The organism is Arthrobacter sp. TmtSoilC77 (assembly GCF_059739415.1).
The window spans coordinates 1,629,804-1,652,997 of record NZ_AP046050.1; the positions used below are offsets into that span (position 1 = coordinate 1,629,804).

A 23,194-nucleotide genomic window follows, 5' to 3' on the forward strand; every position below is an offset into this window, starting at 1 on the left:
GAGAACCCTATGGCAACAACATTTTTCACGAGGAAACCGCGGGAATTGAGCTACAGCCCTAAACGACCCGTCTGGAAGGAACGCCCTTCTCCTCTGTACCAAACGGTAAAGGCCGTGGTCCTGGTCCTTTTCAGCCTGTCGATCCTGACCCCGATCCTCCTGGTGGTGTCCACGTCCCTGGCGGACACCGAACAACTCGTACAGGCCGGCGGATTCGTGCTCTGGCCGGAACGTCCCACCTTGGAGGCTTACGCCACGATCTTCAAAGGCCCCATGGTCCTGCAATCCCTGGGGGTGAGCATGCTCATCACCGCCGTGGGCACCATCCTGGCGCTGTTCGTCACCATCACCATGGCATACGCCACCAGCCGGTCAGTCCTCTTCGGCCGCCCCGTGGTGCTTGCGGTGTTGTTCACGCTGTTGTTCGCGCCGGGCCTCATCCCGTCCTTCCTCATGATTCGACAGCTGGGGCTGCTGGATTCCCTGTGGTCGCTGATCCTCCCGGGCATATTTGGCGCCTTCAACTTCGTGGTGATGCGCTCGTTCTTCATGAACATCCCGGGCGAATTGATCGAAAGCGCCAGGATCGATGGCGCCAACGACTGGCAGATCCTCTGGCGGATCGTCATGCCACTGTCCAAGGCCGTCATCGCCGTCGTCGGCTTGTTCTATGCCGTTGGATTCTGGAACTCGTTCTTCAACGCACTGCTCTACATCAATGACCACAGTAAATGGCCCATCCAGTTGCTGCTCCGCAACTTCGTAGTACAGGGCAGCGGGGCGGCAGACCAGCTCGGAATTACCACCACACCGCCTCCGCAATCCATCCAGATGGCCGTAGTAGTGGTGGCCCTGGTTCCCATCCTGATGGTTTACCCGTTCCTTCAAAAGCACTTCGCCAAGGGCGTCATCACCGGCGCCGTGAAGGGTTAGCCGTTCCCACGGCACGCCTGCAACTAGCACAGCATCAACTACCAGCAAACAACCAGAAAGGCTTATGCCATGACGAGCACTACCTCACAGGCTGGATTCAGCCGCCGCGGTTTCCTTGGCCTCGCGGGCCTGGCCGTGACCGCCGTCGGCTTGTCCGCCTGCGGTGGTGGCGGAGCCGCAGGCACTGGAGGCGCCGCAGCCTCCGCTTCGGTCAAGCTGCCCACCTACAAGGAATTCACCGGCGTGACTCCAGACCTTGCCGGCAACGCCAAAGGCCTGCAAGCCGGATACTTCAAGCTGCCCACCGCCGTGCAGTCGGTGAAGGCTCCGCCGCTTAAGGGCAAGGTGACCGGTCTGACGGAAACCTTCGACACCATGAGTCCCGGTCTGAAGGACAACCCCTTCTGGCAACGGCTCAACGCCAAGCTCGGCGGCGACCTGGAACTGCAGATTGCCGAGGACATCGGAGACGGCTATCCGGCCAAGTTCGCCACCGTCCTGGCCAGCAATGAGCTGCCGGACATGATGTGGGTGCCACCGAACCAGGGAATTCCCAATGTTGGCCCCATGCTCGAGGCGAAGTTCCAGGACCTGACGCCCTACCTCTCCGGTGACGCAGTGCTTGAGTACCCCAACCTCGCGGCGCTCAAGCCCGATTCCTGGAAGACCGCCGTCGTGAACGGCAAGATCTGGGGAGCGCCCATCCCGAGCACCCCGTTCGGCCAGGTTTACCTGGGCAACCACGACGTATGGGCGCAAGTAGGTGGTTTTGAGGCCGCGAGCGCGGACGAGTTCCTGGACAAGGCAAAGGAGCTGACGCGTCCAGGCGATCAGAAGTATGCCCTTGAGCCGGCCTATATCAATGCCTTGCACATGGTTACCGAGTGGTTTGGCGCTCCGAACAGCTGGGCCGTCAACAAGGACCGCACACTAACGCATTTGTACGAAACGGACGAGTACATGGCCGGCGTTGAATTCACGGCCAGGATGTTCGCAGCCGGCGTTTTCTACCCGGATTCCAAGGCCACGGACATTCGTTCCCGGGTTGCCAATGGCAGTGTGGCGGCACAGGTGGTGGTGGGTCCCCATGACCTCCGTAGCTACCGGGCACTGAACAAGAGCGCAAAGTTCGACATCCTTATTCCGTTCAGCGCCGACGGGAAGGTCAAGCCAACCTACGACATGGGCTATGGGACGGTGGGTTTCACGCCGTTCAAGAAGGCCGGGGAAGGCAAGATCCGTGAACTCCTGGCCCTCATCAATTACCTGTCGGCACCTTTCGGCACGGTGGAGTACATGCAGAAGAACTTCGGCGAGCTCGGCCAGGACTACACACTGGACGGCTCGGGCAACCCCGTGCGTACGGAGACTGGAACCACCAATGCCCCCGGTTTGGTTTCTGCGTTGAACATCATGTCCAGCCCGGAGAACGTCATTTTCAATCCGGGATTCGACGACGACACCCGCTATGTCAGCCAGCAGGAAGAAAAATTGCTGGAGCTCGCATGGCGCAACCCCACCAATGGTTCCTACTCGGATACGAACGCCAAGGTGGGGGCGAAGATCACCAAACAGCTCCGCGACAAGGTGGTGGACATCATCACCGGACGGGCCAGGATCGATGAACTCAAGGATGCGGTGAAGCGCTGGAAGAGCGAAGGTGGTGACAAGATGCGCGACGAATACCAGGCCGCGTTGGATCCCGCTGCTCCCGTATTCAGGAGTTAGCCTCAAAAAACAAGACGGCATCAGAAACGAACAAGCAGGGGGAACTCATGGCAAAAGCGGGTAACACAGGCGTGCGGCCCACCATCCGTATGGTGGCCGAACTCGCGGGCGTTTCCACGGCCACGGTTTCCTATGTGTTGTCGGGTCGCCGCGGTGATGCGGGACCCGGAGTTTCGGACCCGACGGCGGAGAAGGTCAAGGCTGTTGCGGAGCGCCTGGGCTACCGCCCCAACCAGGCTGCCCGGGCTATCCGGACAGGGCGGACGAACACCGTCATCCTGTCATTGACGATGCTCTCCGATCCTTGGTCGTTATCCGTCATCGAGGCGGTGCAAAAGGCGGCAGCTCCCTTGGGAATCACGCCGATGATCCTCGGCGACGCCGACTGGGTGAAGGTCCTTGGCACCCATAACGCCGATGCCGTCTTCGTGGATGCAGTCCGTCCCGACCAGCGGGATGCCTTGCGGAAGCTCGCGGAGCATGGGACCACGCTGGTGGTTTTCGACGAAGGGCTTGAACCCGATGGCTTTGACGTCATCAGGTCCATTGCGGGCCCGGGTTGCCGCATGGCCGTAAAGCACCTCCTCCACGGCCACCGGCGGATCGCCTGCCTCACCCCGGCCACGGCCGCCGGCGCCCCTGGCGGCACCCGCTTCCGGGCCTACGCAGATGCCTTGGCGGAAGCGGGCATCCCGGATAACGAGGATTATGTGGGCCTCTTCGATGGCACATCTGCCGGTGCGTATGCTGCCACAACGCGGCTGCTCAGCCTGCCGGACCGGCCTACTGCCATCTACGCCACCACGGACTTCGCCGCCGTCGCAGCCATCAATGCGGCTCAACGGATCGGGCTCGCCGTTGGTGTGGACGTGGACATCATCGGTGTGGGCAACACGGTGGAGGGGGAGCGGATGTCGCCGTCGCTCAGCACGGTGGGCCCCGTGGATTTCTTCGGCAAGCTTGCCAGGCTTCTTTTGCAGAGGGCAACGTCACCCGCTGCGCCTGACGCCAGGCGTGAGCCTGCGGTCCTGGACTTCCCATGGCACTTGTTCGTGCGCGAATCGGCACCTCACCGCAGCTCCGCAACCAGACATTATTAGACGAACCAGCAGAAGGAAATTGCACCTCATGGAAAAGGATTTGAAGGTCGGCATCGTGGGTTTCGGTCTGCGCTCCGGGTTGTGGAGACACGCCCACAAGCCGGGCAAGGGCTCTGAAGTCACCATCGTCTGCGACGTGAGCGAGAGGGGACGGGCGGATGCCGCGGCGGCCATTCCCTCGGCACGCATAACCAGCGACCTCGAAGAAGTGCTCGCCAGCGACCTGGACGCCGTCCTGGTGTTAACGCCCGATAACCAGCATGCCGCCGTCGCGGTCCGTACGCTTAAGGCCGGCATTGCGACCTTCTGCGAAAAGCCGCTGGATATCACTTTGGAGGCAGCGGACCTGATCCTGAAGACGGCGTACGAGACCGGAACGCGCCTCTACGTTGGGCACAACATGCGGCACATGCCGGTTGTAGTACAGATGCGCCACATCATCCAGGAGGGCAGGATCGGTGAGGTCAAGGCCGTCTGGTGCCGGCACTTTGTTGGCGATGGTGGGGACTACTACTTCAAGGACTGGCATGCCCAGCGCGCCAATGTCACCTCGTTGCTCCTCCAAAAGGGCGCGCACGATATCGACGTGATCCACTGGCTTGCCGGCGGGTACACCAAGCGGGTTGCCGCCGTCGGCGATCTTGCGGTCTATGGCAACGTCAGCAAGCGCAGTAACAATTCCGGCAAGCGCATGGGCGAATGGTTCTCCGTGGAAAACTGGCCCCCCACGGAGCAGAAGGATCTGGCGGAGGTGATCGACGTCGAGGACATTTCCATGATGAACATGGTCCTGGACAACGGTGTGCTGGCCTCCTACCAGCAGTGCCACTTCACACCCGATTACTGGCGCAACTACACGATCATCGGCACCAAAGGCAGAATCGAGAACTTTGGCGACGGTCCAGGGCAGACCATCAACGTCTGGACCAGCCGGACTTCCGGCTACGCTCCACCGGACGAGGTGCACACGATCCAGGACGGTGACGGAGGCCATGGGGGCGCAGACCCGCGCCTGATTGAGGAATTCCTGCGCTTCGCCTCCCAGGGCGGCCCCACGCAAACCAGCCCGGTGGCTGCACGGCAAGCAGTGGCGGCTGGCATCCTCGCCACCGAATCGCTGCGCGGCGACGGCTGCGCGCGGGAAGTCCCTGCCCTGCCTGCCGGGCTCGTGGCATACTTCGACGCCGGCCAACCCGCCTTGGTCCGCGACTAGCCAGCGGGGCTGGATAGCTCGATAAGTTCGGTCATGACGGTTTGAAGTGACTCGCAAACCGTCATGACCGATTTCCGTTTCAGCGTTTCCGGGCGTGCGAGGATGTCGATTTTCCGCACCGAGTTCACGCCGGAAAGGGGCCGCAGCACAACGCCGGCATCCAGGACGCGCCGTGCCGTGAACCTTGGCAGGAGTCCGATCGCGCCGCCCGCCGCAACAAGCGCGGCGACAGTTGAGTAGTCGTTGATGCGGTGCAGCACTTCGGCGGGCCGTCCACTCACGGCAACGACGGCGGCGAGCACGTCCGCGGGGGAGTAGCCGTCGCGGCTGGTCACCCAGGTTTCACCCACGACGTCGGACGGCTTCAGTTCGCGCCGGGCTGCCAGCGGGTGGTCCGCGGGCAGGGCGACGTCCAGGGGCTCGTCCGCCAGCGGGATCACGGCCACTTTGTCTTCGGGCCAGGGCGGGCTGTTGTCCATCCTGTGTGCCAGGACGAGGTCGTAGCGTGCAACCAGCCCCGGGAAATCTTCCTGCGCCACATCCTCATCCGAGAGTCGAAGCCTTGGCGACCTTCCGCCGTCGGACGCCAACAGCGCTGCCAACGGCGCAAACAGCGCTTGCCCCGCGCTGTGGAAGGCGCTGACGCTCACAGGCGCGTCGGGAGCGTCGTGATAGGCGCCGATCGCCGCCCGCGCATCCGCCATGGCGTTCACGACGGCGGCCCCGGCCTCGGCGAGGACCTTTCCGGCGTCGGTCAGCACCAGGGCGCGTCCCTCCTTGCGAGTCAGCGGAACGTCCACCGATTTCTGCAGGAGTGCGAGCTGTTGCGAAACGGCCGATGGGGTGACCATAAGAGTCTCAGCCACAGCTTTTACACTCCCGAGGTCACCGAGTTCACGGAGCATCTGCAACTGATGTATTTCCATTAGTAAATCCTAAATCGTTGATTGAGAAGAATCTAGTTGTGCTAAATCGTTGGCGGCGCTCTAATGGAGTCAGCAGCAGCGAAGCAGCCCCAGCAGTGAGGAATCCCATGAAGGCTCTCTACAAATCCGGACCACACGCAGGGTTCGAACTCGTTGACCGCCCCGAGCCCGAAACGGGACCCAGCGACGTCAAGATCCGTGTCATGACCACGGGCATCTGCGGTACCGACCTCCACATCCAGAGCTGGGATGCCTGGGCTCAAAGCATCATCGAAACGCCGCTCATCGCGGGCCACGAGTTCTACGGTGAAGTGGTGGAAGTCGGCGAGGACGTCCGTGACGTCAAAGTAGGGGACCGCGTTTCCGGCGAAGGCCACGTCGTCTGCGGAATCTGCCGCAACTGCCGTGCAGGGCGCCGCCAGATGTGCATCCACACCGTCTCCGTTGGAGTGCAGCGCGATGGTGCTTTCGCCGAATATGTGGTTATTCCGGAGACCAACGTCTGGGTCCACCACGACGAATCCGTCACGCCGGAACTCGGCGCCATCTTTGACCCCTTCGGCAATGCCGTCCACACCGCGCTTAGCTTCCCCTTGGTGGGCGAAGACGTCCTCATTACCGGTGCGGGACCCATCGGGCTGATGGCCATCGCCGTCGCCCGCCACGCAGGCGCCCGCAAGATCGCCATCACTGACGTATCCGCTCCGCGCTTGGAACTGGCCCGTCAAATGGGTGTTGACCTCGCCGTCGACGTTTCCAGGATGCGCGTCCGCGATGCACAGCGGGAGCTGGGTATGCGCGAAGGATTCGATATCGGCCTGGAAATGTCCGGACACCCCACCGCCCTGCCTGAGATGATCGACAACATGAACCACGGCGGGCGGATCGCCATGCTGGGACTTCCCAGCCAGTCCATCGACATCGACTGGGGCAAGGTGGTCACCCACATGCTCACGCTCAAGGGCATTTATGGCCGCGAGATGTTCGAGACCTGGTACGCGATGAGCGCCATGCTTTCTTCCAACCCCGTGTTGCACCGGAACATCTCCGCAGTCGTCACCGACAAGCTGTCCGCAGCCGACTGGGAAAAGGGCTTCGAGATCGCCCGCGCCGGCACCGGCGGCAAAGTGGTCCTCGACTGGACCGAACTGTAACCCCGCTGCCGCCACCGAACCCTTCCCGACGTACTCAGGAGCACCCCATGTACTCAGCCATCAAAAACCAACTCCAAGGCGAACTCGACGAGATCCGCAGCGCGGGCCTCTTCAAGACCGAACGCCACATCGATTCCCCGCAGGCCAGCCACATCGCCGCAGGCCAACTCGGCCAGCCAGCCAACACCGTGCTGAACTTCTGCGCCAACAACTACCTTGGCCTTGCCGACCACCCTGACATCATCGCTGCAGCCAAGTCCGCGATGGACGAGCGCGGCTTTGGCATGGCCTCTGTGCGCTTCATTTGCGGCACCCAGGATCTTCACCTGGAACTCGAGGCGCGTGTCTCGGCGTTTTTGGGCACCGAGGACACGATTCTGTTCTCCAGCTGCTTCGATGCCAACGGCGGCGTGTTCGAGTCACTCTTCGGCCCTGAAGACGCGATCATCTCGGACTCCCTCAACCACGCATCCATCATCGACGGCATTCGCCTAAGCAAGGCCAAGCGCTTCCGCTATGCCAACCAGGACATGGCTGACCTTGAGGCCAAGCTCGTTGAGGCCGAGGGGTCCCGTCGAAAGATCATCGTTACCGATGGTGTGTTCTCCATGGACGGCTACCTCGCGCCGCTTGAAGCCATCTGTGACCTCGCCGAAAAGCACGATGCCCTTGTGATGGTGGACGATTCCCACGCCGTCGGCTTTATGGGCCCTACGGGTGCCGGCACTCCTGAGCATGCGGGTGTTTCCCACCGCGTCGACATCTTCACGGGTACCTTCGGCAAGGCCCTCGGTGGCGCCTCCGGCGGTTACGTTTCCGGCCGTGGCGAGATCGTAGCGATGCTGCGCCAGAAGGCCCGCCCCTACCTGTTCTCCAACTCCCTGGCGCCCGCCATCGTGGCCGCCACCATCAAGGCGATCGAGCTCGTGCAGGAATCCGGTGAACTCCGCACCCGCCTGTTCGAGAACGCTGCCCTCTTCCGTCGCCGCATGAGCGAGGAAGGCTTCGAGCTGCTCGACGGCGAACACGCCATCATTCCCGTGATGTTCGGTGACGCCGTCGTGGCCGCAAAGGTGGCCGACGAGATGCTCGGTCACGGTGTGTTCGTCACCGCCTTCAGCTACCCGGTGGTGCCGAAGGGAGCGGCCCGCATCCGCGTCCAGCTTTCCGCCGCACACAGCGCGGACGACGTCGAAGCTTGCGTTCAGGCGTTCGTGAAGAGTCGCGCAGCGGTTGCGTAAGCTGCCCTGCCCCCGATGTTCTCTCACATCCTGCCCCTTTTGACCGGATCCGCTCTCACATCCTGCGGGCTCCCGGCGGATGTTCACTCACTTTCTTGAGGCAAGGGAGAGAAGATCGGGCCGTTTGGGGGTGGATGTGAGAGAAGATCGGGCCGTTTGGGGGTTGGATGTGAGAGAAGATCGGGCCGTTTGGGGGTTGGATGTGAGAGCGCATCGATCTGGGCACCCGTCATGCCTTCTGACAGGATGGAGCCATGGCTTCGAATTATGACGTGGTAATCGTTGGCGGCGGCATTGCGGGGCTTTCCCTGGCGTCCGCGCTCGCAGGGAAGTGCACGGTTGCACTGGTGGAGGCGGAGCAGTCGTTGGCCTTCCATACTTCTTCGAGGTCGGCCCGCCAGTTGATCCCAAGCTACGGTCCGCCCGTGGTGCAGGAGTTGACTGTCCGGACCTTGGAGATGATGAGGGCGCGCGACGCCGAACTTCCTGAGCCCGTCCTTACCCCGCGCGGCTTCATGCTGGTGGGCGATGAGGAAACTGTCCAGGCAGAGGCCAGCGGCAACATGCACACAATCACCCATGCAGAAGCCATGCAGCTCTGCCCGGTCCTGAAGCCGGACTCGTTCACGGCGGCAGGATTGGACAATGGCTCGTTTGGTTGCGATGCACCCGCCTTGTTGGAAGATCACCGGACGAGGGCCGAGGCCGCCGGGGCCGACATCATCACCGGTGCGCGCGTTCACTCGGCCCAGCGGCTCGGAAGCGGCTGGCAGGTGGGTGCCGGAACGGAAGGTTTCCAGTCCGCCGTCGTGGTTAACGCCGCGGGTGCGTGGGCGGATGAGTTGGCCGTTATCAGCGGTGTGGAGAAGCTGGGATTGCAGCCGTATCGGCGGACTGCGGCGATTGTGAACGTCGAGCATTCGCTGACCCGGCAAACGCCAATGGTGGCTGCGGCCGATCACTCGTTCTACTTCCGCGCCGAGGGTGACCAGGTGCTCATCTCTCCGTCGGAAACCGTGCCCAGCGGTGCCGAAGACGCCAAACCCTATGCCGGCGATGTGGACAAACTCATCAGCAGGCTCAACTCACTGACATCCTTGGGCATCCGTTCAGTGGACCGGGCGTGGACGGGGTTGCGCACGGAAGCCGCGGACGGAATCCCCGTGGTTGGTTTCGACGCCGAAGCGAAGGGCTTCTTCTGGCTGGCAGGACAGGGCGGCTATGGATTCCAGACGTCCTCGGCCATCGCTGAACTTGCCGCAGACCTCATCCTGGGAAACGTAGAGGCCGACAGTCCGGAATCCCGGACAGCTGAGCAGCTTGCGGCCGTCCGCTGGTCCATCCGGCGCTGAACAATAGGGACATGAGCGGAATCAGCAGTCCAGGACAAAACAGCACTCTCATCACCAACATCGGCGAGCTGATGACCCAGGACCTGGAGCATCGTGTCCTCAAGGACGCCGCGATCGTGTTCGAAGGCGAGCGCATTGCCTGGATCGGGTCCAGCAACGATGCTCCCGTGGCCGATACAAAGATCGACGCCGAAGGCCGCGCCGTCCTGCCCGGCTGGGTCGACTCGCACTCCCACCTCGTTTTCGCCGGTGACCGCACAGCCGAGTTTGAGGCCCGGATGGCCGGGCAGAGCTATAGCGCCGGCGGGATTGCCGTCACCACGGGTGCCACGCGCAGCGTCAGCGACGACGACCTCGCCCGCCTGGTGCAGGAGCGGGTGGAGGAAGCCGTCTCGCAGGGAACTACTTACCTTGAGAGCAAGACCGGCTACGGCTTGGACGTGGAGAACGAAGCCCGGAGTGCACGCATCGCCGCGGCCCTGGTGGACGAGGTCACCTATCTCGGCGCGCACCTGGTGCCGGCCGGCTCCGATCCGGAGGAGTATACGGACCTGGTCTGCGGTGAAATGCTCGACGCCGTCCGGCCGCACGTGCGCTGGGCGGACGTGTTCTGCGAGCGCGGTGCCTTCACGGAGGAGCAGTCGCGCCGGGTCCTGACGGCTGCCCGGGATGCCGGGTTGGGACTGCGCGTGCATGGCAACCAGCTGGGTGAGGGGCCAGGTGTGGCGTTGGCCGTGGAGTTCGCGGCCGCCAGCGTGGACCACGTGAACTATCTTTCGGACAAGGACATTGACGCGCTCGCGGGAACCTGGGCGGGCTGGGACCCGGTTACGGGCAGTGGCGTCCGTGGGACCGTCGCAACGTGCCTGCCTGCCTGTGACTTGTCCACCCGACAGCCGCTCGCGCCTGGCCGGGAGCTGATCGATGCGGGCGTCCAGATCGCCCTGGCCGCCAACTGCAACCCCGGCACTTCGTACACGAGTTCCATTGCCTTCTGTGTGACCACGGCGGTCCTGCAGATGCACCTCAGCGTCCATGAAGCCGTCCGGGCGGCGACGTACGGCGGCGCGCTGGCGTTGGCTCGGGAGTCAGGGAACGACGTCGACGGCGAACGGGCGGTGGGTTCGCTCGCCGTCGGTCATCGCGCGGACCTTCACATGCTGAAGGCGCCGTCGGCAACGCACTTGGCGTACCGGCCAGGGATTCCCCTGACGCATTCTGTGTGGCGGGCGGGCGTTCGCGCCGTCTGAGGCAGGTTGAAAGCAAGGTAGGGCGGCGTTCCGGTGGGGACGTCGCCCTTTCTGATCCAGCATTCAGCCAGAACGCTGGCACAGCTGACAGACTGTGGACATGGCAAGGGGAATTCTTCGGATACGCTCAGGAGGGCTGGGCCGGGCCAGGACCACGGCGGGGTTTATTTTGGCGGTACTCATCCCCGTTCTGGCCACGGCGGTGATGTCCTTTGCCCCGGATCTGAACTTTGCCACCCATGTACTGGTGCATTTGACCGGAGTGATGGCGGTGGCGTTTATCGGTGGTCTCTGGCCTGCCGTGCTGGCCGCGATTCTGGACTCGTTGTTGCTGAATTATTTCGAGACCGAACCGGTCGGAACTTTCAGAATCAATGACCCGCAGATTCTGTTTGCCTTGTTCGTGTTTTTGGGGGCGGGGATTGCTGTGTCCTTGGTCGTAGGCCTCTCGGCCAAGCGGGCCCAGGAGGCTATTCATGCCCGTGCCGAAGCGGGGACACTGTTGGAGTTGGCGAGGGACGCCCTGATCGAGAACGACACCATTGCGGCATTTCTGGATAAGGTCCGGGAGACCTTCCAGGTCCGCTCGGTGGGCTTGTTTACCAGGACCCCCGGAACAGGCGAGGGCTGGGAACTCCAGGCCCAGTCGGGTGAACCGCAGCCAAAGCCTCCGGGCTCGGCTGAATCAGGCGGCGGTGCGTACGAGATGGCAGATACCGGGACGGCCCTTGTGGTTTCCGGCAGGACCCTCACCGCCGGAGAGCGGCGGCTGCTGGCGGCACACGCGACCCACCTGCTTTTACTCCGGCAACGTCATGCACTCCAGCTCCGGCTGAAGGCGACCACGAAAATGGCTGAGGGCAACAGCATACGGACGTCCATTCTGAATGCCGTCAGCCACGACTTGCGGACACCATTGGCCGGAATCAAGCTGGCCGTGACCGCCTTGCAGCGCCAGAAGGGACGGCTTGCCGAAGACGTACAGGACGAGATGCTCCATACCATTGACTCCTACGCGGACCGTCTTGACTCCTTGGTGGGCAATCTGTTGGACATGTCGCGGATCTCCAGCGGATCCACCGCCCCGCTCACATCTTCGGTGACCTGGCGTGATGCCATCGAAGATGCGCTGCGGGGTCTGCCGGCAGGAGCGATCCGGATCGATCTGGCTCCTGACACGCCAGCCATTGATGCCGACCTCGGCATGCTGGAACGCGTCATTGCCAATATCGTCGAGAATGCCCTGAAATACGCGGCGGGCTCGGATATCGCCATCGTGGGACCTGCCAATGGACCAGCCAATAGGCCAGGGGTTGCCACGATTGAAGGACGCCCCTGTGGAGAACTGAGGATTGTGGACCACGGCCAGGGGGTGGCCGCCGCGGATGTGATCGCGATGTTTGAGCCGTTCCAGCGGCTGGACGACGCGCCGGCGGGCCTGGGAATAGGACTCGGACTGGCCGTTGCGAAAGGATTTACCGAAGCGATGGGCGGCCAACTAAGGGCGGAACCGACACCAGGAGGGGGACTGACCGTTGTCATCCGCCTTCCTCTTTCCACCGGGGACGGAAACCCACATCACGCACCCGGCACCCCGGAACGAAGGGAGCCATGAGGACTGTACTCGTCGTAGACGACGAACCCCAACTGCTGCGCGCTTTGCAGGTAAATCTGCGTGCTGAGGGATATCAAGTGCTCACGGCACTGGACGGCACCGCTGCTCTGCAGCAGGCCACGGCCAACCACCCGGACCTCATCGTTCTGGATCTTGGACTTCCGGACATTAATGGCGTTGACGTCATCACTGCGATCCGCCGTTCCAGCAGTACCCCGATCATTGTCCTGTCTGCCCGGCAAGGGTCCGTGGACAAAGTCCGCGCTTTGGATGCCGGCGCGGATGACTACGTCACGAAACCGTTTGGCCTGGATGAGCTACTGGCACGGTTACGCGTGGCCGAACGCCGTCTGGGCACGTCCGACGGCGGCGAACAAGTTGTGATTGTCGACGTCGGGGACTTCGCAGTGGACCTCGAAAAGAAGAAAGTGACACGCGATGGCTCACCAGTACGGCTGACCCCGCGGGAATGGGCCATCCTGCAACTGCTGGTCTGCAACCCGGGACGGCTCATCACCCAGCAGCAGATGCTTGCCAGGATCTGGGGCCCGGGTTACGACGGAGAAACGCATTACCTCCGCGTCTATATGGGACAGCTGCGACGCAAACTTGAAGCCGACCCTGCCCGTCCCAGGCATCTGCTCACCGAGGCTGGAATGGGTTACCGCTTCGAGCCGTAACCGGCAGCGACGGGCATGTCTTTAAGGGACAGCCGGGGCGTTCCGGAGGGGCGTAAATGATTCGTAAATAGAAATGCCTATCCCGTTTCAATGCCTTCTGTCGGTGTTAGCTTCGGCTGTGACCGCGGTGCATTGACCGCGCGGAAGGGAAACCATGACCACGTTGAGCAGGCCCCCGGCTGACCCGTCGGCGCCCAAGCCGGGCGGCAAAGCCGCGCTGAAAAACTGGTTGTTGTTCGGGCTCCAGGACAGCAAAGGCACGCACCAGGGTCCCGGCGGACTAACTGCGGCCAATGAGAAGAAGCATCCGTGGTGGCAGGTCATGTGCCTGACCGGCGTCGATTACTTCTCCACCTTGGGTTACCAGCCGGCAATCGCGGCCCTGGCCGCCGGTGTGATCTCACCATTGGCGACCATGGTGCTCATCGTCGTCACCCTGTTCGGCGCCCTGCCCGTCTACCGCCGCGTGGCCCGGGAAAGTCATCGCGGCGAAGGCTCCATTGCCATGCTTGAACGCCTCCTGCCACGCTGGGGCGGCAAGCTCTTCGTCCTCATCCTGCTCGGATTCGCCGCCACCGACTTCATGATCACCATGACCCTCTCCGCCGCGGACGCAAGTGCACACCTGATCCAGAACCCTGTCGCCCCAGGTTGGTTGCAGGGCCAGAACATCCTCGTCACGCTCTTCCTTCTGGCTCTGCTGGCTGCGGTCTTCCTCCGAGGTTTCAAGGAAGCCATCGGAGTGGCCGTCGTCCTCGTCGTCCTTTACCTGGGCCTGAATGCCGTGGTCGTGGCCGTAACCCTCGCCCAGGTATTCACGCACCCGGTGGCCATGGGCGGCTGGTGGAACGCGCTCTGGACCTCGCACGGGGACCCGGTCATGGTGGTGGGAATCGCCCTGCTCGTCTTTCCCAAACTTGCCCTCGGCCTGTCAGGCTTCGAAACAGGCGTCGCCGTCATGCCCCAGGTCCGCGGAGACGACACCGACACAGAGGAAAACCCCGAAGGCCGCATCCGCGGAACCCGCAAAATGCTCACCACCGCAGCTGTCATCATGAGCGGATTCCTGGTCACCACCAGTTTCATCACCGTCGTACTGATCCCGGAACAGGAATTCCAACCCGGCGGACAAGCCAACGGCCGCGCCCTGGCCTTCCTCGCCCACGAGTACCTCGGCGTGGGATTCGGCAGCATCTATGACATCAGCACCATCGCAATCCTGTGGTTCGCCGGAGCCTCCGCCATGGCCGGACTGCTGAACCTCGTCCCGCGATACCTGCCCCGATACGGCATGGCCCCAGGCTGGGCCAAAGCCGTCCGCCCCCTGGTGCTCGTCTTCACCCTCATCGGTTTCCTCATCACCTTCCTCTTTGAAGCCGACGTCGATGCCCAGGGCGGCGCCTACGCCACCGGCGTTCTTGTGCTCATGACCTCGGCAGCCGTTGCCGTCACGCTCTCTGCACGCCGGCGCAGGCAGCGAAAACGCACCATGGGCTTTGGCATCATCTCCCTGGTGTTCACATACACCACGATCGCCAATATCTTCGAACGGCCCGAGGGCATCAGGATCGCCGGAGTCTTCATTCTGGGCATCATCGTGATTTCCCTGCTCTCGCGCATCCGCCGCTCCTTCGAACTCCACGCCACACGCGTCCATCTGGATCGCCAGGCCCTGGAATTCATGTCCGACACCCTCGAAGGCCCCATCGCAATCATCGCCCACGAACCGCTGCGGCTCACCGCCGAAGCGTACCGGGACAAGCTCACTTCAGCGATCGAGGTCAGCCATCTGCCGCTGGAACAGCAAGCCATCTTCCTCGAAGTGATCGTCGACGATTCATCTGACTTCGAAACGGAACTACAAGTACACGGCGTGACGCGGCACGGGTACCGGATCCTGGAGGTCCACGGCCCCGTGGTACCTAACACGATCGCGTCCGTCCTGCTCCATATCCGGGACGTCACCGGGCTCATGCCACATATCTACTTCCGGTGGACCGAAGGAAATCCTTTCACCAATCTCCTGCGCTTCCTGTTCCTGGGCGAGGGCGAAATCGCTCCCGTCACAAGGGAAGTGCTGCGTGAGGCAGTGCCCGATGTCACCCAACGCCCGTGGGTCCACGTCGGCTGACCAAGGAGGTGTTCCCGCATGGGCCCGCATCAAGGCGATACCGACGGCGGAGTGAGGTTCGCTGCACCGCCGGACTCAGTGGAGGGTTACGGAGGACGCGGTGTAGACGGAGCAGCGTATCGCCCTCCGGGGGGCTACCTCTTCAGGGACAATGCCGGCGATACCTGGTGGATCATTTTCCAGGTATCCTCTGACCCGGCTTCTCACGGACCCAACGTTCGTGGAGACGTCCTCGGCTGCAGCGAATCCTACGAGGAGCTTGTTCACGTACGGGTGCTGGCCGCCGACGTGCTCCGTGTGGACGCTGATGCCGCCTTCCGCCAAAAGTTACCCTCCAGCTATGAGGAGGCTGCAAATGTTGCCGCGGGCATCCCGCGTGCTGGAACACCATTCCGGCGTGAAGGGGGCGGGGCGTAAAGGAACCGTAAAGGATCCCCGATTTTCCTGTTTCCACGTTTTCTCCGGTGCTACGCTCCCCGGGATCACGTCGGCAGACAGGAAGACGAGGCAGTGACAACATCGGCCCGGAAGGACATTCCGGACAGCATCCCAAACCCTGAACGCAAACGGCAATCAGGAAATCCGCTGGTGCGATGGTTGTTGGAACACCGTGTCCATCAGCCCGTCGGTCCTGAATCCGTTGAGGACCATGCCACCCAACAAAGCTGGTGGAAGGTCATGTGCCTGACGGGTGTCGATTACTTCTCAACGTTGTCCTACCTACCCGGCATAGCAGCCCTGGCAGCGGGTGCGCTTTCGCCGCTGGCGACCCTGTTAATCGTTGCTCTGACATTGCTGGGCATGCTGCCGATGTACCGAAGGGTGGCAAAGGAAAGTCCCCACGGACAGGGATCCGTGGCCATGCTGGAGAACCTGCTGCCTTTCTGGCGCGGCAAGATTTTCGTACTCGTCCTTCTCGGCTTTGTTGCGACATCGTGGATCATCACCATCACACTGTCCGCGGCCGACGCAACAGTACACCTTCTGGAGAACCCGTTCCTTCCGCCTTTCCTTGAAGGCCAAGCAGTCGCCGTGACGGTGGTTCTCCTCCTGATCCTGGGCGGGGTGTTCCTGATGGGCTTCAGCGAGGCCGTGGCCGTGGCGATCCCGCTCGTAGCCGTGTTTTTGGGACTGAACGCCATCATCATCGGCGTTGGGATCGTGGACATCGCAGCTTCTCCGGCTCTGTTGTCCTCCTGGTCCGAAGCACTGACTGCCGCGTCCGGTGGAGGCTTGGGTGGGCTGGTCCTGCCTGCCCTTGTCGCCTTCCCACTCCTCGTATTGGGCCTTTCAGGATTCGAGACCGGCGTCAGCATGATGCCACTGGTCTCGGCGAACGGTACGACACCCGGGGAACGGCTCGCCGTCCGTATCAGGAACACCCGCAAACTCCTTACGACCGCTGCTGTCATCATGAGCGTCTATCTGATCGGCAGCAGCTTCGTCACGACCGTTCTGATACCCGCAGAAGCTTTCCGGGAAGGCGGGGCAGCAAATGGCCGTGCCTTGGCCTACCTGGCACACCAAAGGCTCGGTGAAGGATTCGGATCGGTATACGACATCAGCAGTATCCTCATCCTCTGGTTTGCCGGGGCATCGGCCATGGCGGGACTGGTCAACATCGTCCCGCGCTATCTTCCGTCCTATGGCATGGCTCCCGATTGGACCCGGGCAGTGCGCCCCGTCGTCCTCGTCTACACAGCCGTAAGCATCCTGATCACCATCGGCTTCAAAGCAGACGTGAACGCCCAGGCAGGAGCTTATGCCACGGGGATCCTCGCCATGATGGTTTCCGGATCGGCTGCCGTGACGATCTCCGCCCTTCGCCGAAAACGACGGCGGGCCGCCAGCGGCTTCATAGTCCTGACTCTCATTTTGCTTTACGCCCTGATAGCGAACGTCATTGAGAAACCTGACGGACTCACCATCTCCGGCTTCTTCATCCTGGGCATCATCGTGGTGTCCCTCGTTTCCAGGGTCAGCCGGACGACCGAGTTGCGGGTGGATCGAATCCAATTCGACGAGAATGCGCGTCGTTTTATCGCAGATTCCCTCGACTATGACGGCCGGCTCAACCTCATTGCCAATCGCCCTCAAGCACGGGACGCTGCCGAATACGCGGCCAAGGAAACCGACCAGCGCGAATTGAACCCGGTACCTGGCTCCGCCGACGTCATCTTCCTCGAAATCGATGTTAGTGACCCGTCCAGCTTCAGCGATACCCTCACCGTTACCGGCGCCGAAGTTGCCGGTCACCGCGTCCTGCGGGCCCAAAGCCCCGCCGCGCCGAACGCGATCGCTGCGATCCTCCTGGCTCTCCGCAACGCCACAGGCGTTCGTCCCCACGCCTATTTCGAATGGTCCGAAGGCAACCCCCTGGCACACCTGATGCGCTACCTGCTGCTGGGCCGCGGCGACACCGCTCCTGTGGTCCGGGAAATCATCCGCGAAAACGAACCCGACCCCGACCTTCGGCCAGGCATCCATGTCGGCTAACCCCAAGCCGTCGGCTAACCCCAAGCCGTCGGTTAAACCCAAGCCGAACCGGACCCCTGGACCACCCCAGGCTGGGAACGGCAACACACGCCTGCGGTGGAAGCGCCGGGACCCACAGACACGGCGTGAGAACGTCTTTGGGCGCGCCCTTTCGCACCCAGTCCGCTCAGTACCCCTCGCTTTCCTGGCGGTCATCCTCCTCGGCGCAGCCCTGCTGATGCTGCCTGTCTCACGCAACGGCACTGATCCAGCCACGCTCATGACGGCCCTGTTCACCGCCGTGTCCGCGACGTGTGTCACGGGCCTGATTACCGTGGACACGGCAACCTATTGGACACCTTTCGGGCATGTCGTGATTCTGGCATTGATCCAGGTTGGCGGGTTCGGCATTATGACCCTCGCGACCCTGCTGGCCCTGCTGGTTCGCAAAAGCATCGGCTTGCGCGGCCAGCTTGTTGTGCAGTCGGAAACGCACACCCTCAATCTCGGGGATGTCCGCTCGGTGCTGTTCCGGGTTGCCCGGATCATGGTCGTTTTTGAGGCGGTAACGGCTGCAGTCCTGGCTGTCCGGTTCTGGTTCGCCTACGACTCCAACCCAGCTGTTGCGCTATGGCATGGGGTCTTCCACGCAGTGTCTGCCTTCAACAACGCCGGGTTCGCGCTCTACAGCGACAACCTGATCAGTTTCCGCGAAGATCCTTACATCCTGGTCCCCATCTGCCTGGCCATCATTTCAGGTGGTCTCGGCTTCCCCGTCCTCATCCATTTGCTCAACGGCGGGGGACTGCGGGTCCGTAACTGGACGGTTCATTTGCGCCTTACAGTCTTCGGTACGGTCTTCCTGCTCATTGCCGGCTTCGTTTTGTTCGCCGCGTTCGAATGGAACCGGGCCGAAACGCTGGGGCCGCTGTCCCTCCCGGGGAAGATCGTCGGTTCCTTCGCCGGAAGCGTGTTCCCGCGCACCGCGGGATTCAACAGCATCGACTACGGGGTGGCCTCACCGGAGACGCTGATGGTCAGCGACATTCTGATGTTCATCGGAGGGGGTAGCGCTGGGACTGCGGGTGGAATCAAGATCACCACTTTCCTCCTCCTGGCGTTCGCCATCTGGAATGAAGTCCGCGGCCGGGACGATGTGACCATCGCCCACCGGTCCATTAGCCCTGCCTCGGTTCGGCAGGCCCTTTCGGTAGCCCTGCTCGGCATTGGTGCGGTTATTACCGGAACCATGCTGCTGCTCATGTTCACCGACTACAGCCTGGAGAAGGTCCTGTTCGAATCCATCTCGGCGTTCGCCACGGTTGGCATGAGCACAGGAATCACGTACAACCTTCCTCCATCGGCTGAGTGGGTACTCATGGTTCTGATGTTTACGGGCCGTATCGGGACCGTCACGGTCGCTTCCGCACTGGCCCTGTCCTCCCGCCCCCGCCTGTTCAACCTGCCCGAAGAACGGCCGATCATCGGCTAACAGGGACAGGCTGGACGCTCGCTGCTCCGCTTCACTGTTTCCTTCACTGTTTCCGCTCGCCGGACCGCACGAGCGTTCTGACTACTGGCGCGCCCAATTGCCTGATCCACTCCAGTAGATGATCCTTGTGAGATCGAAATTGATCGTTTAGTGTTTCTATAGATCATAAAACGTCACTGGATGAGCAGGAGCGAAACACACGATGAGCGAGAACACACTGGGCGCCTTCATGGAAGAAGAGCTGGTATCACAGCCCGATGTCTGGCAGCGGGCCATCGACCAGGCCGGTGCTGAGAAGTTGCTTCCCGCCGACGGTCAGCGGATCGCCGTCATCGGCTGTGGCACCTCCTGGTTCATGGCCCAGAGCTATGCAGCCGCCCGTGAATCCGCGGGCAAAGGCGTGACGGATGCCTTTGCGGCGTCGGAGGCTTTCCTGAACAGCAACAGTGCGGATCGCCAGTACGACGCCGTTGTGGCCATTACGCGGTCCGGCACCACCACTGAGGTGCTGGAGATCCTGACGGGGCTGAAGGGCATCGTCCCCACTGTCGCCATCATTGGCGATACGGCGTCTCCAATCGTTCACCTGGCCGATACCGTGATCGGACTCCCGTACGCAGATGAGCGATCCGTGGTGCAAACCCGCTTCGCAACCTCGGCACTGGTGTACTTGCTCGCCAGCCTTGGCATTGACCTGAAGCAAGCTATCGAAGACGCAAGGGACGCAGTGACAGGTCCCGTGCCGCAGGAACTCCTGGATGCTGAGCAATTCACCTTCCTCGGTACCGGATGGACGGTTGGCCTGGCCCACGAGGCAGGACTTAAGATGCGCGAAGCCGTGCAGGGCTGGACCGAGTCCTACCCGGCCATGGAATACCGCCATGGTCCCATCTCCATCGCTGCGCCAGGACGCGTGACCTGGCTGTTCGGCGCACAGCCTGAAGGCCTTGACAAGGACATGGCCGCTACCGGCGCCCTTTACATCCACACGGACAAGCACCCGCTGGCCGAACTGGCCCGCGTCCACAAAGTGACCCTGGAACGTGCGCGCGTCCGTGGCCTGAACCCGGACCTGCCCCGTAACCTGACGCGCTCCGTCATTCTCGACCCCTCCGCCTAGGCCCCGTCATGGTTCTTGGGCAGGCAGAATCAGCGGTCCTGGCCTTCGACGTTGGCGGTACAGACGTCAAGGCCGGACTCGTGGATGCCTTCGGAAACGTCCTGGGCATGCGCCGGGTACCCACGCCCCTTGATCCAGCGCACCCAGGGGAAGCGGTGCTGGACAGGCTCGCAGGGCTCGCTGATGAGCTCGCATCCGAGTTTCCGCACATCCCGGCCAAAGCAGCGGGCGTCATCGTCCCTGGCATCGTGGATTCCGTAGGAGGAATCGGAATCTACTCCGCGAACCTCGGGTGGCGTAACTTCCCGTTCACTGCTGAGGCCGAGAAGAGGCTGGGGCTTCCCGTGGCGTTCGATCACGATGTGCGCTCCGCCGCTGCCGTGGAACACGCTTTCGGCGGATCCAAGGAGTTCAACGACGTCGTGGTCATGGTGGTGGGCACTGGAATCGCCGCGGCAGTCTTCTCCGGTGGTGTGGCCGTCACCGCCGGTGGTTTCGCCGGCGAACTCGGCCACGCCCAGGTACCGGACCCCGACGCCGGAACTGAGGCAACAGGGGCCACCATCCTCGAGGCCGTGGGTTCGGCAGGCGCCATCGCCAAACGGTACAGCAGGAAGTCGGGGAATGCCGTGGACGGTGCCCGCGACGTCCTGCTCCGGTCCCAAAAGGGAGATGCCGTGGCTGCCCGTGTGTGGGCAGACGCCGTGGACGCCCTGGCCTTCACGATCTGCCAGTGCGTGAACATCATCGGCACAGAAGCGGTAGTGATCGGGGGAGGCCTGGCCGAAGCGGGCGAGGACCTTCTCGAGCCGCTCCGTGCCCGGGTTGACCAAATCCTGGACTTCCAACGACGCCCACGCCTCATCCAGGCCCAGCTTGGCCAGGACGCCGGACTCCTTGGAGCGGCATTGAACGCACGAGCGCTCCTGGACGGTGCGCGATGACCGGTCACGACGCGGCCCGCAGCGGCACGTCCCCAAATGCCGGAACCCGCGTTGTCACCGTGACACCCAATCCGGCCATCGACATGACCTACACAGTCCACGGAATCACCGAAGGCGCCAGCCACAGGGTTCCCACACCCATCAGCCGTGCCGGGGGTAAAGGGCTCAACGTTGCCAGGGTGGTTCACCAAGTAGGCCATCCCGTGCTGGCCATCGCTCCTACCGGAGGAGCCGCGGGCCAGACCCTGGCCGCTGAACTTTGGACGAGCGGGGTGCCACATGCGCTGGTGTCTGTCGCCGCCGAGACACGCCGCAGCATCGCGCTCGTGGACTCCCTCGCCGGCGAAACCTCCATTTTCAACGAGGAGGGCCAGGCACTCCTGCCGGACGATTGGCGCTCGCTGACCGCCGCCGTCGTGAAAGCCCTGCACGGCGATGACGGAGAAGGTCCGGCCGCTGTGCTGGTGGGGTCCGGCAGCCTGCCGCCGGATGCACCCGCCGATTTCTACCCGTCCCTGGTGAAGCTGGCACACGACGCCGGCATCCCGGCCATCCTTGACACCTCGGGACCCGGAATCATCACCGCAGCCCAGGCGGGTGCCGATGTCCTGAAACCCAATCACCACGAGCTCGCGGAAGCCACGGGGGAGGCGAGTGTGGAAGCCGCCGCGCTCTCGCTGATTGCCATGGGCGCCCGGACGGTCCTTGTCAGCGCCGGTGCGGAGGGAATGCTCGCCTTCGACCACGCATCGCCCGGCGGGTACTGGAGTGCCCACCTCCCCGGGCCCCTAAGCGGCAACCCCACAGGGGCGGGCGACGCCGGTGTGGCGGCTGCCGCCGTCGCCCTCGCCGAAGGCATTACGGAACCCCGCGAGATTCTGCGCCGGGCCACAGCCTGGTCCGCCGCGGCAGTGCTCATGCCTGCAGCAGGCGAGATTTCGCCGAGGTACCAGGAACTTGAAGAACAACTCATCGTGACATGGAAGGAGACCCGGTGACCCTTGTCAGCACGCGGGAATTGATGGACAAGGCCGCGGCCAACGGTACGGGCCAAGGCGCGTTCAATGTCATCCATGTGGAAACGGCGGAGGGACTGGTGACGGGTGCCGAGACAGCGGGAGTTCCACTGATCCTGCAGATTTCGGAAAACTGCGCGAAATACCACGGTGGACTGGAACCGATCGCGGTGGCGGCTTTGGCGATCGCCCGTGAAGCATCAGTGCCCGTCGCGGTTCACCTGGACCATGCCGAATCCGAGGACCTCGCCATCGCGGCCGTGGACCTGGGCTTTGGCTCCGTGATGTTCGACGGCGCGCACTTGCCCTACGAATGGAACGTCGAAGTCACACAACGGGTAGCCCGTTACGCCCACGAGCGAGGCGTTTACGTGGAGGCCGAACTCGGCAAAGTGGGAGGCAAGGACGGCGCCCATGCACCCGGTGTCCGTACCGACCCCGCGGAGGCGCAGGCGTTTGTTGAAGCAACGGGTGTAGATGCGCTCGCCGTCGCCGTTGGATCCTCCCACGCCATGACCGAACGCAGCGCTGCATTGGACCTGCACTTGATCACGCGGCTGAAGTCTGCGGTCGGAAAACCACTGGTCCTGCACGGCTCTTCAGGCGTCACAGACGACATGCTCGTAGCCGCAATCGGGGCAGGTATGACTAAGATCAACGTATCCACACATTTGAACGGGTTCTTCACCCGTGCCGTCCGTGAGTACCTCGATGCCAACCCCGCAGTGGTGGATTCCCGGAAGTACATCAAGGCCGGCCGGGACGCACTGGCGCTGGAATCCGCACGTATGCTCACGCTGTTCGCCAAAGCGAAATAGCCAGAC

The 23,194-nt window shown here is 62.8% G+C and carries 19 protein-coding genes; 18 read left to right on the forward strand and 1 reads right to left on the reverse strand.

The genetic code is table 11. From position 1 onward, the window contains the following. The first annotated feature begins 9 nt into the window (after positions 1-9). From AC6I99_RS07490 to AC6I99_RS07505, 4 genes are all read left to right on the forward strand, one after another. Entirely contained in the window at positions 10-933 is a 924-nt protein-coding gene (locus tag AC6I99_RS07490) for a carbohydrate ABC transporter permease (protein ID WP_309927728.1), read from the forward strand. Between the two features lie 69 nt (positions 934-1,002). Next, the gene (locus AC6I99_RS07495; RefSeq protein WP_497945518.1) at positions 1,003-2,661 is read left to right on the forward strand and encodes a type 2 periplasmic-binding domain-containing protein; all 1,659 of its coding nucleotides are present in this window, start codon (positions 1,003-1,005) and stop codon (positions 2,659-2,661) included. Positions 2,662-2,708: 47 nt separating this feature from the next. After that, positions 2,709-3,761, forward strand: a complete 1,053-nt coding sequence (locus AC6I99_RS07500; RefSeq protein WP_497945517.1) for a LacI family DNA-binding transcriptional regulator — start codon at positions 2,709-2,711, stop codon at positions 3,759-3,761. A 28-nt stretch (positions 3,762-3,789) separates the two neighbouring features. Further along, a complete protein-coding gene (locus AC6I99_RS07505) occupies positions 3,790-4,974 on the forward strand; it encodes a Gfo/Idh/MocA family protein (protein ID WP_309927734.1) in 1,185 nt (394 codons plus the stop codon). On the opposite strand, the gene AC6I99_RS07510 is transcribed toward AC6I99_RS07505, so the two are convergent. Next, entirely contained in the window at positions 4,971-5,900 is a 930-nt protein-coding gene (locus AC6I99_RS07510) for a LysR family transcriptional regulator (protein ID WP_497945516.1), read from the reverse strand. The genes AC6I99_RS07505 and AC6I99_RS07510 overlap by 4 nt on opposite strands. A gap of 107 nt (positions 5,901-6,007) precedes the next feature. Between AC6I99_RS07510 and tdh the strand changes: the two genes are divergently transcribed. The 14 genes from tdh (at position 6,008) to AC6I99_RS07580 (ending at position 23,188) form a co-directional block, all read left to right on the forward strand. After that, on the forward strand, positions 6,008-7,054 hold the full coding sequence (tdh, locus tag AC6I99_RS07515; RefSeq protein WP_224092059.1) for an L-threonine 3-dehydrogenase: 1,047 nt from the start codon (positions 6,008-6,010) through the stop codon (positions 7,052-7,054). Positions 7,055-7,101: 47 nt separating this feature from the next. Further along, entirely contained in the window at positions 7,102-8,295 is a 1,194-nt protein-coding gene (locus tag AC6I99_RS07520; RefSeq protein ID WP_309927737.1) for a glycine C-acetyltransferase, read from the forward strand. A 254-nt stretch (positions 8,296-8,549) separates the two neighbouring features. Beyond that, positions 8,550-9,647, forward strand: coding sequence for an NAD(P)/FAD-dependent oxidoreductase (locus AC6I99_RS07525; RefSeq protein ID WP_497945515.1), 1,098 nt, complete (start codon positions 8,550-8,552; stop codon positions 9,645-9,647). An 11-nt stretch (positions 9,648-9,658) separates the two neighbouring features. Next, positions 9,659-10,897, forward strand: coding sequence for an imidazolonepropionase (hutI, locus tag AC6I99_RS07530; protein WP_497945514.1), 1,239 nt, complete (start codon positions 9,659-9,661; stop codon positions 10,895-10,897). Between the two features lie 100 nt (positions 10,898-10,997). Continuing rightward, positions 10,998-12,512 carry a sensor histidine kinase gene (locus AC6I99_RS07535; protein ID WP_497945513.1) on the forward strand — a complete coding sequence of 505 codons (1,515 nt, stop codon included), beginning with the start codon at positions 10,998-11,000 and terminating at the stop codon, positions 12,510-12,512. Further along, positions 12,509-13,192 carry a response regulator gene (locus tag AC6I99_RS07540; RefSeq protein WP_224092072.1) on the forward strand — a complete coding sequence of 228 codons (684 nt, stop codon included), beginning with the start codon at positions 12,509-12,511 and terminating at the stop codon, positions 13,190-13,192. The genes AC6I99_RS07535 and AC6I99_RS07540 overlap by 4 nt, the downstream gene beginning before the upstream one ends. 154 nt (positions 13,193-13,346) lie before the next feature. Then, a complete protein-coding gene (locus tag AC6I99_RS07545) occupies positions 13,347-15,323 on the forward strand; it encodes an APC family permease (protein WP_224166918.1) in 1,977 nt (658 codons plus the stop codon). 18 nt (positions 15,324-15,341) lie between these two features. Then, entirely contained in the window at positions 15,342-15,740 is a 399-nt protein-coding gene (locus AC6I99_RS07550) for a hypothetical protein (protein WP_497945512.1), read from the forward strand. 93 nt (positions 15,741-15,833) lie between these two features. Next, a complete protein-coding gene (locus AC6I99_RS07555) occupies positions 15,834-17,819 on the forward strand; it encodes an APC family permease (protein WP_497960709.1) in 1,986 nt (661 codons plus the stop codon). Further along, complete coding sequence (locus tag AC6I99_RS07560; protein ID WP_497945510.1) at positions 17,809-19,290, forward strand: TrkH family potassium uptake protein; 1,482 nt, start codon at positions 17,809-17,811, stop codon at positions 19,288-19,290. The genes AC6I99_RS07555 and AC6I99_RS07560 overlap by 11 nt, the downstream gene beginning before the upstream one ends. Positions 19,291-19,492: 202 nt before the next feature. Further along, entirely contained in the window at positions 19,493-20,410 is a 918-nt protein-coding gene (locus AC6I99_RS07565; RefSeq protein WP_224092089.1) for an SIS domain-containing protein, read from the forward strand. A gap of 8 nt (positions 20,411-20,418) precedes the next feature. Next, positions 20,419-21,354, forward strand: a complete 936-nt coding sequence (locus AC6I99_RS07570) for an ROK family protein (RefSeq protein WP_497945509.1) — start codon at positions 20,419-20,421, stop codon at positions 21,352-21,354. Beyond that, on the forward strand, positions 21,351-22,352 hold the full coding sequence (locus AC6I99_RS07575) for a 1-phosphofructokinase family hexose kinase (RefSeq protein WP_497945508.1): 1,002 nt from the start codon (positions 21,351-21,353) through the stop codon (positions 22,350-22,352). Before AC6I99_RS07570 ends, AC6I99_RS07575 begins: the two co-directional genes overlap by 4 nt. Continuing rightward, positions 22,334-23,188 carry a class II fructose-bisphosphate aldolase gene (locus tag AC6I99_RS07580; RefSeq protein WP_497945507.1) on the forward strand — a complete coding sequence of 285 codons (855 nt, stop codon included), beginning with the start codon at positions 22,334-22,336 and terminating at the stop codon, positions 23,186-23,188. The genes AC6I99_RS07575 and AC6I99_RS07580 overlap by 19 nt, the downstream gene beginning before the upstream one ends. The last annotated feature ends 6 nt before the right edge of the window (positions 23,189-23,194 follow it).